This window comes from Lacticaseibacillus chiayiensis (genome assembly GCF_004123795.1).
Classification (GTDB): domain Bacteria; phylum Bacillota; class Bacilli; order Lactobacillales; family Lactobacillaceae; genus Lacticaseibacillus; species Lacticaseibacillus chiayiensis.
In genome coordinates this window covers 1-14,259 of record NZ_MSSM01000013.1, presented here as the reverse complement: position 1 = coordinate 14,259, position 14,259 = coordinate 1, and the positions used below count along the sequence as shown (strand labels likewise).

Sequence of the window (14,259 nt, the reverse complement as noted above, 5' to 3'; positions counted from 1 at the left end):
AAAGAAAGTGGTCGAAGATGGTTACGGCCTTGGTGTCGTCAAAAAGGCTTGATCCCCATCTGGCCTGCGATTGCTCCGCCTTGTAGTATCTTAAAACTTCTTACAAATCATTCACGGCAAAACAAAAGACGAACGCAACTTTTTTGTTCGCCTTTTTCTTATAGTTGAGAATTATGCCTCAGCTTCTCGTTATTGTGATAATTAATCATTTTCTCCGCGAGCTAGAAACTCGGCTACTTATCCGCTAAGAACAAGACGTTGACAGCTTCCGGTGTCGGAATATCGCGTTGCTGTTCCGTGAGTGTACCGGTTTTCGGGTCGCGGCTGTATAAGGTGCCGTTGCTGGTATTTTGATTGACAGCCAGAATGTAACGTTCTGTCAGATCGAAATTAAAGTCGCGTGGGAAATCGCCAGCCGTGCTGATTTGTTGCAACTGCGTCAGATTGCGACCGTCCGGACTTACGGCAAAGACCGTTAAGCTGTTAAAACCGCGATTGGAGACGTAAAGAAAACGTTGATCGCTGCTGAGACGAATAGCAGCTGCGCCATTATGATCAGTGTAATCTGCCGGAATGGTTGGCAGCGTTGTAATGAGTTTGAAGCTGCCAGTACCGGCGTCATAACTTAAAACACTGACCTTACTTGACAATTCGCCAAGTAGATAGGCGATTGGCTGATTGTGATTGAAAACAATGTGCCGCGGACCGAATCCGGGTTCAGTGTGGAAAACTACTGAATCGCTGAGTTTACCGTCTTCGCTTACAGCATAAGTCGATAAGGTATCGTTACCCAGATCCACAACAGCTAGCCTTTGGAAATCTGGCGTCACCGCAGCGAAGTGAACATGGGCACTGTCCTGTTCGGGACGCGGCCCGTTGCCAGTATGAATGACTTCATCCGTTGCGGTCAGGCTGTGGTCACGATTGATTTTATAAACATTAACCCGGCCTTCGTGATAGTTGCTGGCGTAAACGAGCTGACGATTTTCATCAATAGAAACATGGGCAGGTGATGATCCGGGGGCCAAAACCCGATTGATCAAGCGCGGGGGATTCGTGTTAAGATCATAACTGGCAACACCGCCTTGGTCACCTTCCGCATCTACTGCATATAAAATATTGTCATCAGACACTGCCAAATATGTCGGTGAACCTAAATCGGAGATGAACGGCTTGGGTGCAGCCAATTGGTCTTGCGTATCGTCAAAAGTACCTGCGTAGATACCGGCACCGCCATGGCGCGTATAACCGCCTAATAAGAGTCTTTGCTTCATGAACGAATTCTCCCTTCGAATATATCTTGAGTATAGCATGTTTTGCTATTGCTTATGCTATGATAGAAGGCGTGACCTAGCGGGGAAAATGGGTGACGATGCATAGCAGCAGGACTCGATGTCGAGAGTCAAAAAGAGCTGCTCTTTTCATGATGCAAAATGATTATTTTTTGACCATAACGCGTTCAACAATCGGGGGCTTTTAGCATGCAATTCAAGGCAACAGTAACGGCAATTGGCAAGGAAGCATTGAGTTCGAAGGATCCTATGATTATTCTGTTTGGACCGCAAGCGACCGATGCTTTGCGGGATGTGGCGGTAATCCAGCAGTTTACTGATTCGACATCTTTAGCACAGTTTTCGATTCAAGCAGGCGATCAATTAATGATTGACGATGACACCTTTACGATGACGTATGTCGGGCAGTTGGCTAATAGCAATTTAAAAGCGATCGGTCACGTGACCTTGTTATTTCAGGACGTGCCCGCGGATAAGCCGATGCAAAATGCAATTTATCTCAAACCGACTCATCGACCAGCTTTTAAAGTCGGGACGACCTTGTTGTACGAAACGCAAGCTTAGCAAAAGGTTATCAAATTGGCCAGAAAAAAACACCTTCATGACATTGCGCCTCCAAAATTCGAGGAAGCAGTCATAAGGTGTCTCTTTTTACCATGATGCCTTGCGAACGCCGGGGATCTGGCCTTTATGGGCCAAATCACGGAAGTTTAAACGCGACATCTTGAATTTACGCATGTAAGCATGTGGCCGACCATCAAGCTCATCACGACTATGGGCACGAACAGGGGACGCATTTCGCGGTAACGCCTGCAATGCGGCATAATTGTGCTCAGCCTTATACTTGGCACGCAGCGGTGCGTATTTGGCAATCGTCGCTTCAATCTTTTTTTCTTTGGCAATCTTTGACTTCTTCGCCATGTATGCAATCACTCCTTGTTTGTGGTTTGTTTTTTAACGGTTATATTCGAACAGTTCAACCCACTTAGCATAGCACAGCCGCAGTCGACTCGCAATACTTACAAAAGGTAAGAGCGTGAACTGGCGCGGTTAGAAGTCGGAGTGTAAGTGGGCTCAGGCGTGATGGCCCGATCTTGGCCATTGCGCCTGAGGTCCTTACATGCAGACTTCTGCGCCATTGAACGCGTTTAAGCCTTCTAGTATTGGTCGCCGTTAAAAATCGAATTTTTCACGATGACATAATCGACCTTGGTCAAGGCTTCAAGGTCACGGCCACCTGCATAAGAAACGGCCGATTGAAGATCTTCTTGCATTTCTTTTAACGTGTCGCCGATTTTACCCTTCACTGGCAAAAGAATCTTCTTACCTTCAACGTTATGATGGGTCCCTTTTTGATATTCCGATGCGGAACCGTAATATTCCTGGTATTCTTTGCCGTCAATCGTCACGTGTTTGCCCGGTGTTTCCTCATGGCCGGCAAATAAGGAGCCGATCATGCACATGGTGGCACCGAACCGAATGGACTTGGCAATATCGCCATTGTTGCGGATGCCACCGTCAGCGATAATCGGTTTGCGGGCAGCCTTTGCGCACCAGCGAACGGCAGCGAGCTGCCAGCCGCCGGTCCCGAAACCGGTTTTTAATTTGGTGATGCAGACTTTACCGGGACCAATCCCGACTTTGGTTGCATCGGCACCGGCGTTTTCAAGTTCGCGGACAGCTTCGGGCGTACCAACGTTGCCGGCAATCACAAAGGCATTTGGCAGATAGTGTTTGATATGTTGAATCATGTCAATCACAATTTGGGCATGACCATGGGCAATATCGATGGTGATATAGTCCGGAGTCAATTCATTGGCTGCCAATGCTTCGATAAAATCGAATTCTTCATCTTTGACACCGACACTGATCGAAGCAATCAGTCCGCGCTTCTTCATGTCGCGGACAAAATCCATGCGCCGTTCCGGTTGAAAGCGGTGCATAATATAGAAGTAATCGTGTTCGGCCAGCCAGATCGCCAAAGGTTCATCAATGATGGTCTGCATATTGGCAGGAACAACCGGAATTTTAAAAGTGTGCGGGCCAAACTTCACGCTGGTATCAACCTCTTTACGTGAGCGCACCACACATTTGTTGGGAATCATTTGAATGTCTTCATAATCAAAAATCTGCATGCCGTTGTTCATCGGATTCATCCTTTCGCAAAAGCCGAACATTGTTAAGCATTTTTGGTGTTATTCAAAACACCAAGTGCTAAGATACGCGAATCAATTGTAAAAGTCAATCAAAATCGACCACTTTCTTTTTAATGTTCGGATTCTACTTCAAAAAAAGAAAAAGCCGCTGCTTCTGGCTTGGTGTGACGTGTTTAAAAGAACTTATTGCGCCAAAATTGAAAGGCTACGACAACGGCAAGGGCGATAGAAATAGCAATGGTGATGATCCAGCTGACCTTCATATCGGCCAGCGGCAAGTGGACGTTCATGCCGTAAAAAGAGAAAACCAGTGTTGGAATTGTCAGCAGAATCGAGTAGGAAGTTAAAAACTTCATAACGCTGTTCATGTTATTGTTAATGATTGACGAATAGGTATCGGCAGTTTCGTTAATGATGGAATTGCTGATTTGCGCCATTTCAACGGCCTGCTGATTTTCGATGAGGGTGTCTTCTAAGGAGTCTCGATCGTCTTCGTTGAGATTTAACGGGTTGGTTCGTTTGAGTTGTTCTAAAACATTTCGGTCGGTCCGCAGACTCATCATGAAGTAAACCAGGGAGCGCTGAATACCCATCAAGCCATAAAGTTCTTCGTTGCGCAGGTTGTGTTGAAGTTTACTTTCAATTGCTTCGCGAGCCTTGTTCAAGTCGCGCAGGTATGTTAGGTAACTGATCGAAATCTGATAGAGGATTTGGAGAACGGACCGGTTTTGATGCTGCGGGTTAAAGTCGCTGATCTTGCCTTCTGAAAATAGGCTTAGTAGCGGAATGGGCTCTTCATTGATCGTGATCACCGCAATATTGGTAATGATGATAGCTAATGGGCCAGTTTTGTAAACGACCTTTTTGCGCGCATCTCGGGTGACCGTGGGCATATCGAAAATAAAAAGATGACTGTTATTGTTCTCATCGAACTCGTAACGGGCACCTTCATCAGGATCAAGTCCATATAGTAGGAAAGCCTCTGAAAGGTTAGCCTTATCCTGCAGTTGCTGGCGCTCTTCCGGTGTGGGATTGACAGCATTAATCCAAACACCGGGGCGGATACGCGATTGTGGATTCAGTCGGCCGGATTTCTCATCAAAGCGGTAAATTGAAAGCATGGCACACTCCTTGACTTTTTTCTTTTAGTTTACAACAAGCCGCCTCAAAGTACAGAAAGGAAAATCATGCGAAAACGCGAAGCAAAAATTCAATTAGCCGCGCGGCAAGAGCAGCTCTTTGCCTGTCCGGTATGCGGTAACGCCATGCGCGTTGAACGGGATTCACTGGTATGTTCGCAAGGGCACGTCCGCGATTTTAGCCGAAAAGGAACCGTGAACTTTTTAAGTCAGCAGGTCGCAACCGAATATACAGCGACGATGTTGGCGGCTAGACGACGGATGCTTGCTGCCGGTTTGTTCAGCCTTTTTTGGATGCCATGGCGACGTATCTGGAGCCTCATCAACGCTTACTGGATGTCGGTTGTGGTGAAGGTACTCCGACAGCTTATTTGGCAGAGCAAAAGCAGCAGATGGCTGTGGGTTTTGATATCTCGGCGCCAGCAATTAACTTAGCCGGTAGTTTGGCGACGCCAGCTTTATTTGCGGTGGCTGATTTGGCGCATTTGCCGTTTGTCGATGCGACTTTTGATACAGTGACCGACATTTTCTCGCCTGGCAACTACCGGGAATTTCGGCGGGTGTTGCGGCCGAACGGACAGCTATTGAAAATTATTCCCCGCGCCTGGTACCTCAAAGAACTACGGGCCGGTTTGTATGCCGGAACCACCAAGGCAACTTATGACAATCGCCCGGTGCTGGAGCGCTTTTTGGCGACCTTTCCCCAAGCAGAGATTCGTCCGATAACATATGACTTCCCGTTAGCAGCCGATCAGTTTGCTGATTTGTTAACCATGACCCCCTTGTCTTGGCAGGCACCGGCCGCACGCCGCCGCGCAATGTTGGCGAAGCCGCTTTCAAGCATTCACATTGAAGTTGATCTGTTAATCGTTGCACATCTTGTCAAGTAAGGGGGTTGAAAACGGGGGTAGCCGGTGTTAATATTCTTTTAAGCTATTTATTTTGGGCTTTTATCAGGGCTAGCTTTTGGGTAATTGATAAAAGTTTGCGATAAATTACTTCACTAACGTATCGCTTCGCTGAGTGCGCTCCGAAGCAATGCGTTTTTTTGTTGCCCAAAAACGGCTTTGCTCGAACCTGCGCTTGACGATGCCGATTTCGGCTACAAATGGACCGAAACACTTGGCGGCAATCGGCGATCTTTTGCGATTCAGTGCAGGAATATGGGCGAATTGTGTGCTGCAAGTGTGCTACACTGAAAGCACTTGTGTTGAAGGGACGATAACATGGCGAATCACATTGTTTTATTTGAACCGCTGATTCCGGCAAATACCGGTAATATTGCGCGGACCTGTGCTGCGACCAACAGTTACTTACATTTGATTAAGCCGTTGGGGTTTGAAACCGATGACAAGCATCTGCGACGAGCGGGTCTGGATTATTGGGCCAAGGTGCGGATTATTTATCACGACAGTCTGGATGATTTTATGAGCACGGTTGCAGATCCGCGGCACTTGTATCTTATTACTAAATTTGCCGATCAGACATATTCGGATTGCGATTATACCGATACGGACGTGGATCATTACTTTTTATTCGGCAAAGAAACCACTGGCTTACCAGAAGGCTTCATGCGGGAACATGCCGATCAGTGTTTGCGGATTCCCATGACGGAAAACGTGCGGGCGCTGAACCTTTCCAACTGTGCAGCGTTGGTTATTTATGAGGCATTGCGGCAACAGCATTTTGCCGGACTGGAAACAGTGCATACTTATCAACACGACAAATTGAAATAATTCAGGAGGCCTCAAACATGGAAGCAAAACGTTACCCAATTACTGTCGAATCATTTCATTATGATCTCGTGAAACAAGACACCCCGGTCAAGAATGACTTGCAGGTGGCCATGCGTCAGATTCAGTGGTCCGATCCCAAAAGACAGGAAGAACTGAAGAAAGGCAATCTTTTTGAGATGATGATCCCGTTTGACGTTGTTCCGGATAATTCAAGTTTTGAAATTTCGGGGAAGATCACGCAAATCGTTCAGGTGATGGATTACTTTGGCGAGGCTAACGAGTTGCCACAGGAAGAGCTAGGCAAGCTCAGCCGGCCGTTGGTTGAAACGATTGAAACGTTAACATATCAGGTGACCGCGGTCGCTTTGGATCAAGGCGTTAATCTGCAGTTTGGGCCCAATGAGGAACAACCCGGACAGCATTAATGGCGTTTGATACTTAAAGGAGCAAAAAGGCGGCTTGGTGGCTGCCTTTTTTAATTGCGGCTTCAGCTCGTGTATAATAGGCAGGAATGGAAGGAGAGTCAGCATGGCACAAAAACGCGGCGGGCGTGGACGTCCGCGCAAAAAACGACCGACGAAACAACAACAGCACACCCTGAGCTGGGTCGGGGCGCTATTTGTGGTGTTCGCAAGCCTGGCGTTTTTTCGCTTAGGGATAGTGGGTACAGTGTTAGCGAATGTTTTTCGGTTAGTTGTCGGCGATAGTTTTCTGGTTGTGAGTGCCGCAACAATTGTGACGGGCATTTGGTTTTTATTGGCTGACCGTCTACCCAAATTGGCACGCCATGTATGGGTAGGACTGGCGATTGTCCTCATTGCCGCGCTGGTTTTATTGACCGCTAACACGATGGCGACCTTAAATGTTCACAGCCATTATCTTTTGACCACTTGGCGGCTGTTGCAAAATGATTTCGGCTTGATGACGACTGCTTCGCAAGTTGGCGGCGGGTTACTCGGAGCTTTTCTTTTTTCATTGCTAGCGCCACTGTTGAGCAGTCTTGGTGCAACGATTCTGGCATGGTTTGGCGTTATCGCTGGCGTACTCGTGTTTTTGGGAGTAGGTGCTGATCAGGTTTTTAGCTGGTTGCAAGCGTTTGGACAGGCTTGCAAACGAGGGGTACTTCAAATTTATAGCAGTTTCGTTGATTTAAAGAAGGAACACGCCAAGAAAGTGGCAGCACGGTCGACAACATCGGGGGCAAAAACAAAACCAGCAGTAGTATCGACTGACGCCCAAACAGATCCTGCTTCGGAACGAGCAGATGATTTTACGATTAACGGGCCTGCACCGGTGCCACCAGCCCCACAGAGCGAGGCACAAGTTAAAGTCGCCCCGCCAAGTTCGGCAGTTGCACCGGCAAGCCAGAAACCTGCAGCTGTTCACGATACGGATTCAGACATACCCGCAGCGGATTATCAACTGCCGAGTTTGAACATGCTGACCGCAACGCCGCCGGTTGATCAAAGCGCTGAATATCAGGCGATCAAAACCAATCGAACGAAATTAAAAGACACGTTTGAAAGTTTTGGTGTCAAGGTGGCCGTTAAAAGTGCCACGTTAGGCCCGTCAATTACCCAATACGAGATTCAACCGGCTGTTGGCGTAAAGGTTTCCAAGATCGTGAATTTATCCGATGATCTGGCCTTGGCGCTTGCCGCTAAAGATATTCGGATTGAAGCACCGATTCCGGGAAAATCACTCATTGGCATTGAGGTGCCGAATCAGCACATTGCGACAGTTGGCTTTAAAGAAGTCATGGCCGAAACACCCAAGGCTCCGAATCATCCGCTGGTTTTGCCCCTTGGCCGCGACGTCAATGGTAAAGTCGTGACGTTTGATTTGACGAAAATGCCGCATTTATTGATTGCCGGGGCAACCGGTTCCGGTAAATCGGTCATGATCAACGTCATTTTAACCAGCATTCTTATGCGTGCGAAACCGACCGACGTCCGCTTAATGTTGATTGATCCTAAGCGCGTTGAATTGTCCGTGTATAATGGCGTGCCACATTTACTGACGCCGGTTGTCACTGAGGCAAAAAAGGCGCTGAGTGCGTTGAATAAAATTCTGACCGCCATGGATGAACGGTATCAACGATTTGCCGCGGCCGGTGTCCGTAATATGAAGGAATTTAATCAAAAAGTCGCAGCCGATCCGGCCAGCGGTCAGACAAAAATGCCCTACATTGTTGTCATTATCGATGAATTAAGCGATTTGATGATGGTTGCCGGTCACGAGATTGAAACGGCCATTGTCCGGCTTGCCCAGATGGCGCGTGCAGCTGGGATTCATGTCATCATTGCGACCCAGCGCCCGTCGGTAGACGTGATCACTGGGCTCATGAAGGCTAACATCCCATCCCGTATTGCGTTTGCCACATCTAGCGGGATTGATTCGCGCACGATTTTGGATAGTAACGGCGCTGAAAAGTTACTTGGTCGCGGCGACATGCTATTTTCGCCAATCGGTGCATCAAAGCCATTACGAATTCAAGGCGCCTTTATTCCATCGGTTGATGTAGAGCGGGTCGTTAAAGCAATTACGGATCAGGTTTCGCCGGCCTATGTTGAAAGCATGGCACCGACGGAAAGTGTTGAAACCGAGCAGCAAGGTGATTCCGAAGACGAGTTATACGATGATGCCAAGGCTTTTGTCATTTCACAGCAGAGTGCTTCGACTTCCATGCTGCAACGGCGTTTTCGTATCGGCTATAATCGGGCGGCGCGACTTATCGATGATCTAGAGGCTAACCAAATCGTTGGCCCAAGTGAAGGCAGTAAACCGCGAAAAGTTTTTGCCACACCAGAATCGGCAACCAATGCTAATCAGTCATGAGGGAGATTATGCAAAAAGAAATCAAGCCGGGAGTTTGGCTCATTGTTTTGCCAACGACTCAATTCAAAACAACTCGTATTAATGTTCAATTTCTGACGCCATTGCGGCGCGCAACGATCACCAAGCGCACTTTGCTGACCAGCTTATTGGAAACAAACAGTAAGCAATATCCGACGCAAGCGGCAATGGCGGCTCATTTAGAGGCACTGTATGGCGCTAACTTTAGTATCGGCGTTGCGCGGGAAGGCCGATTGCACCGAATCGGCGTCACAATGAGCACTGTCGATGATCGGTTTACGGATCAACCATTGTTACCGCAAGCGGTTGCCTTTTTGCGGTCGGTTCTTTTTGCACCGAATTTTCACAACGATCAATTTGATCAGGTGACCTTTGATCGCGAAAAAGAAAATCTGGATCATTATCTGGCTAGTTTGGATGATGATCGGCAGACGCAAGCCGCGTTGGGTGTACAACGCTTGTATTTTGGCGTTGATCCCGATCAAGCCATCCCTAGTTTTGGCACGCGGGAAGATTTAGCACCGCTGACGGCGGTAGATTTGACGGACTATTATCATCAGCTGATGAGTCAAGATCAAGTGATGATCACGGTTCTGGGGGACGTGCAGGAACAGCAGGTGGAAGCGCTGTTTGCTGATTGGCCGCTGGCAGCGCGTTCCCGGACGATGCCGGCAATCGCTTTTGATCTGCCTCCGCACCCTGAAGTGTTGACTCAGACAAAAATGGTTGTCGCACAACAAGCTAAATTTGACTTGGCTTATCATGTGACAACGGATTTGATGGGTCCCGAGTACACCGCTGCGTTAGTAGCCGAGGAATTATTCGGCGGATCCAGTTTGTCGCTTTTATTCACCAATGTGCGGGAAAAGGCTAGCTTAGCTTATTACGCCAGCTCAATGTTAGACGCGTTTCGTGGCTTGATGTTGGTTCAAACCGGGATTGAAGGTAAAGCGCACGACCAGGTTGCCGACTTAATTCAGCAGCAACTGGCGGCAGTCGTGAACGGCGAGTTTTCCGATAAGCTTTTGCAGTCCATTAAAGACGGCATTTTGGATCATCAACGGGCAGCGTATGACAGCCCGCGGTTTTTAACCAATCAGGCACTGTATCAGCTGTTGGTTCCGGATGCGCCTCAAGATTTTGAAAGTTTTGCGCGCCGCATTCAGAAGGTGGATCGTCAGGCGGTTCAGAAAGCGGCAGCCGGCATGCAACTTCAAGCGACGTATTTTCTGACTGGAGAGGACAGCGAATGAAGACGCAATATTTTAACGATGTTGATGAAAATTTGGTCACAACAACGTTGCCCAATGGTTTGCGGCTCCAAGTCGTACCGCGCCAGGCGTATCACAAAAGCTATGCGATTATGACCACAGACTATGGCGCGATCGATACTCGGTTTGCCCCAGATGGCAAGAAGATGGTCACTTATCCGGCTGGGATTGCCCATTTTCTGGAACACAAACTTTTTGAAAAAGAAGACCATGATGCGTTTGACTTATTCGGTGAGACCGGTGCTTCAGCCAATGCATTTACTAGTGCAACCAAAACTAGTTTCCTGTTTTCGGCAACGACGCAGCTAACCAAGAATCTGCAGATTTTGCTGGATTTTGTGCAAGAACCGTTTTTCTCAGAGAGTTCGGTTGCCAAAGAGCAAGGGATTATTGGCTCGGAAATTCAGATGTATCAAGACGATCCCGGTTGGCGTGTTTATGCCGGGCTGTTGGAAAATCTTTTTCCAAATCATCCGGCGCACGTCGATGTGGCAGGAACTGCAGACAGCATCGCGCAGATCACCCCGGAAATGTTGTATACTATTCACCGGATTTTTTACCAACCTAGCAACATGACATTGGTGATCGTCGGTAATATTGATGCTGCCGAAATCATTGACTTTGTTGCCGATAATCAGGCCAAGAAGCATTTCCCGGCACCGCAGCCCATTGTTCGCGGCGTTGAAGCGGATTTACAAACAGCCGACATTATCCCTTACCGTGAGTTGAAAATGCCGGTTAGCCGCCCTAAAACCTTAGTGGGCTTCAAAGGCCAGGTAGCAATTCCGCAGACAACAAGGGGGTGGCGGTATCAGCTGACCATTAGGCTGTTACTGGAAGTTTTATTCGGCGATTCGTCCCAGCTCTACCAGAATTGGTATGATCAGGGGCTGATTGATGATTCATTTGATTTTGACTTTACCAATCAGCGTAGTTTCAGCTATGGACTTGTTGGCGGCGATACGGATGATCCTCAAGCGTTGAGTGCCGCCATTAAACGGGTTTTGCTGCATGCAACGGCGCAGTCTGATTTGACGAGTGAGCGAGTAGAATTGATTAAGCGTGCTTCGTTAGGCAAGTATTATGCGGGTCTGAATGGCCTGAACGGGGTTGCCAATCAATTGAGTGCCTTGCGTTTTGGTCAGGCGCAGCTGTTTGAATTTCCCGAGGTTTTGAACAGCATTGGTTTTGATGATGTCAAGCAGTTGATTTCCCAAATTTTCCAATCTGATGCCTTAACGGTTTTGACAATGCTTCCGGAGGGTCAATCATGAGATCTGCATTGATTATTGGCGCATCCGGTGATATTGGCCAGGCAGTCGCCGCAAAACTGGCAGCAGATGGCTGGTCGCTTTATCTTCACTATTATCGTCACGAGAAAATCGTAACGGATCAGGTCAAAACTTTTCAGGCGGCTTACCCGTATCAGGATTTTATTCCGCTTCAGTATGATTTGACCGATGATCAGCATCTAGACGAATTAACCGCGCAACTATTTAGCCTTGATGCGGTTGTTTTTGCTGCGGGGATGACTTACTATCATCTTTTCAAAGAGACGACTGTGCCTGAAATGACGGCCTTGATGCGGGTGCACTTATTGACGCCGATGGTGCTGTTAACCAAAGTGGAACATAAGCTGGCACAATCAGGTCATGGCCGGGTGATTTTTATCGGTTCGGTTTATGGTGGAACCGGTTCGGCGATGGAAGTGGCTTATAGCACAGTAAAAGGAGCGCAAAGTGCGTTTGTTAAAGCTTATGCGCAAGAGGTGGCAAGCCTTGGTATCACGGTTAATGTTGTGGCTCCTGGTGCGGTGGCGACTAAAATGAATACGCAGATGTTTGATCCGTCATCGTTAGCCAAGGTCCGTGCCGAAATTCCTGCTGCCAGGTTTGCGACCCCACAGGATATTAGTTACTATGTCACTATGCTGATTGCCGAAGATGCCGCTTACCTGACAGGTCAGACCCTTTATGTCACAGGTGGCTGGCGCATCTAGCAAACAAAGGATTTCTTAAGGCTTACAGATGGTTTTTCATGCTATACTAAATATGGTTAATAAAAAATAGCGGGTGAAGAAAACATATGGATGAAATTGGGCAAAAATTACGTGACGCCCGGATCGAAAAGGGTTATACCATTGATGATCTGCAACAGATCACCAAAATCCAAAAACGCTATCTGATCGCCATCGAAGAAGGACATTTCGATGCGCTGCCAGGTGATTTTTACGTGCGTGCCTTCATCAAACAATATGCCGATACGGTTGGTCTTGACGGTGATGAGCTTTTGACGCAGTTTCAGCAGGACATTCCGGAACCGCAGCCAAAAGAGTATGCTGCTCAATCAGTTGAAAATAAGACGCGCGCAACCCGCGCTGAAGAAGCCAGTCCAGTCAACCGGTTGCGGCGTTACTTACCGCAGATTGCGGTGGCAGGTATTGTGGTTGTAGCGGTTATTGTCATTTATGCTGTGATGTTGATGTCGCAATCTGGACCGAAGCAGACGATACCGGCGGATTCTGAAAGCGTTGCTGTTTCGTCTAAACGCAGTAGTGCAAAGTCCAGCAAGGCATCCGCTTCAAGCAGTTCAAAGCCATCTGAAAAAGCGTCTAAAGAGAAGAAAGAAGAGAGCGGTAAACTCGATATTTCCGTTGCCGCAGCAAATGGCGCAACGCAGGCAGTTACACTCAAGAATCTGCCGGCTACCGGCAACAAGCTTACGTTGGGTGCTAAAGGAGCAACGGCGTGGGTTTCAGTGATTGTCAATGGTACGACCACTTGGCAAGGCTCCTTAACATCTGGTGATACGCAAGAAGTCTCACTACCGGATAACGTATCAACCTTCCAAGTCCGTTCTGGTAATGCAACGGTAACAACCATCAAACTGAATGGCAAAGACGTTGATATTTCAAACGGAACCAGTATCGTGCGGACAATCACCTTCACAAACACTACCCGTGAAAGCGAGGGATCCCAAGAATGAATCTTCCAAACAAGTTGACGTTGATTCGGATTTTCTTAATTCCGGTTTTTACGTTATTGCTTGCGTTTAATTGGCCAGCAGGTTATCTGACCATTGCAGGAACCAAGGTGGCATTAAGCTGGTTCATTGCCTTAATTATTTTCATCGTCGCGTCACTTACCGATTTCGCGGACGGTCATATTGCCCGCAGTCAACACCTAGTGACGAATTTCGGCAAGTTTGCAGACCCATTAGCGGATAAGTTGTTAGTCATGACGGCCTTTATCTTTTTAACCGCTGATGGCCAGATTCCGGCATGGGGAACAGCGATCATTCTCTGGCGGGAGTTGGCAGTGACCGGCTTACGGCTCCTGCTTTCCAATAAAGGCGAAGTCCTCGCAGCAGCTTGGCCTGGTAAGATTAAAACCAACACCCAGATGTTTGCGATTATTTTTCTGATGTTAAACAATGCGTGGTTTAATAACATCAATGTGCCATTTGCGTTGATTCTCTTTTACGTTGCTGTGTTCTTCACCATTTATTCAGGTGTGGAATACTTCTACAAAAATCGCGCCGTCTTCGCCGATTCGTTTGGTTCGAGTCATGAATAAGTGGCTCTGCGTCAACTGGTGTTGAAGAATAAATTTATCATTTGAGGCGGTTCTCCATTTGGGGAGCCGTCTTTGTCATGTTATGCCGTGATTTGGTAGATTCGTTTGAAGAAGTTCAGCTGATTCTTGAAGCCAAAACAGGATCGTTTGAGTGACTTGATGAGGCGGTTAACCCCTTCGATCGGACCGTTGGAATAAGGGCTGGTGACAGCGGCGAGAACAGCGACTTTGTGT

Annotated in this window: 14 protein-coding genes and 1 pseudogene; 10 read left to right on the top strand and 5 right to left on the bottom strand. The window is 47.8% G+C overall.

The genetic code is table 11. From position 1 onward, the window contains the following. Positions 1–233: 233 nt before the first annotated feature. Positions 234–1,274 (bottom strand): lactonase family protein, encoded by a 1,041-nt coding sequence (locus BVJ53_RS06270; protein ID WP_129301667.1) that lies wholly within the window; start codon positions 1,272–1,274, stop codon positions 234–236. Between the two features lie 207 nt (positions 1,275–1,481). Between BVJ53_RS06270 and BVJ53_RS06265 the strand changes: the two genes are divergently transcribed. Further along, entirely contained in the window at positions 1,482–1,856 is a 375-nt protein-coding gene (locus BVJ53_RS06265) for a PTS glucitol/sorbitol transporter subunit IIA (protein ID WP_129301666.1), read from the top strand. An 87-nt stretch (positions 1,857–1,943) separates the two neighbouring features. Here the strand turns inward: BVJ53_RS06265 and rpsN are convergent, their stop codons facing one another. The 3 genes from rpsN to BVJ53_RS06250 all read right to left on the bottom strand — a co-directional run bounded on the left by rpsN (position 1,944) and on the right by BVJ53_RS06250 (position 4,569). Continuing rightward, positions 1,944–2,213, bottom strand: a complete 270-nt coding sequence (gene rpsN, locus BVJ53_RS06260) for a 30S ribosomal protein S14 (protein WP_003564153.1) — start codon at positions 2,211–2,213, stop codon at positions 1,944–1,946. A 236-nt stretch (positions 2,214–2,449) separates the two neighbouring features. Continuing rightward, a complete protein-coding gene (locus BVJ53_RS06255; protein WP_044112599.1) occupies positions 2,450–3,427 on the bottom strand; it encodes a GMP reductase in 978 nt (325 codons plus the stop codon). A gap of 194 nt (positions 3,428–3,621) precedes the next feature. Then, a complete protein-coding gene (locus tag BVJ53_RS06250) occupies positions 3,622–4,569 on the bottom strand; it encodes a magnesium transporter CorA family protein (RefSeq protein WP_129301665.1) in 948 nt (315 codons plus the stop codon). 66 nt (positions 4,570–4,635) lie between these two features. Here BVJ53_RS06250 and BVJ53_RS06245 point away from each other — a divergent pair. From BVJ53_RS06245 to pgsA, 9 genes and pseudogenes are all read left to right on the top strand, one after another. Then, positions 4,636–5,477, top strand: a pseudogene (locus tag BVJ53_RS06245) (methyltransferase domain-containing protein). 336 nt (positions 5,478–5,813) lie between these two features. Then, positions 5,814–6,323 (top strand): tRNA (uridine(34)/cytosine(34)/5-carboxymethylaminomethyluridine(34)-2'-O)-methyltransferase TrmL, encoded by a 510-nt coding sequence (gene trmL, locus BVJ53_RS06240; protein ID WP_129301664.1) that lies wholly within the window; start codon positions 5,814–5,816, stop codon positions 6,321–6,323. 17 nt (positions 6,324–6,340) lie between these two features. Next, positions 6,341–6,748, top strand: coding sequence for a DUF1149 family protein (locus tag BVJ53_RS06235; RefSeq protein WP_129301663.1), 408 nt, complete (start codon positions 6,341–6,343; stop codon positions 6,746–6,748). Between the two features lie 103 nt (positions 6,749–6,851). Further along, positions 6,852–9,161, top strand: a complete 2,310-nt coding sequence (locus BVJ53_RS06230) for an FtsK/SpoIIIE family DNA translocase (protein WP_129301662.1) — start codon at positions 6,852–6,854, stop codon at positions 9,159–9,161. A gap of 8 nt (positions 9,162–9,169) precedes the next feature. Beyond that, a complete protein-coding gene (gene yfmF / locus BVJ53_RS06225; RefSeq protein WP_129301661.1) occupies positions 9,170–10,432 on the top strand; it encodes an EF-P 5-aminopentanol modification-associated protein YfmF in 1,263 nt (420 codons plus the stop codon). Beyond that, the gene (gene yfmH, locus BVJ53_RS06220) at positions 10,429–11,724 is read left to right on the top strand and encodes an EF-P 5-aminopentanol modification-associated protein YfmH (RefSeq protein ID WP_129301660.1); all 1,296 of its coding nucleotides are present in this window, start codon (positions 10,429–10,431) and stop codon (positions 11,722–11,724) included. Before yfmF ends, yfmH begins: the two co-directional genes overlap by 4 nt. Continuing rightward, a complete protein-coding gene (gene ymfI, locus BVJ53_RS06215; protein WP_129301659.1) occupies positions 11,721–12,449 on the top strand; it encodes an elongation factor P 5-aminopentanone reductase in 729 nt (242 codons plus the stop codon). Before yfmH ends, ymfI begins: the two co-directional genes overlap by 4 nt. 86 nt (positions 12,450–12,535) lie before the next feature. Further along, on the top strand, positions 12,536–13,435 hold the full coding sequence (locus tag BVJ53_RS06210; RefSeq protein ID WP_129301658.1) for a helix-turn-helix domain-containing protein: 900 nt from the start codon (positions 12,536–12,538) through the stop codon (positions 13,433–13,435). Continuing rightward, on the top strand, positions 13,432–14,025 hold the full coding sequence (gene pgsA / locus BVJ53_RS06205; protein WP_129301657.1) for a CDP-diacylglycerol--glycerol-3-phosphate 3-phosphatidyltransferase: 594 nt from the start codon (positions 13,432–13,434) through the stop codon (positions 14,023–14,025). Before BVJ53_RS06210 ends, pgsA begins: the two co-directional genes overlap by 4 nt. Before the next feature lie 80 nt (positions 14,026–14,105). On the opposite strand, the gene BVJ53_RS06200 is transcribed toward pgsA, so the two are convergent. Next, positions 14,106–14,259: transposase (locus BVJ53_RS06200; RefSeq protein ID WP_133174816.1), on the bottom strand; the 154-nt coding region annotated here is incomplete at its 5' end.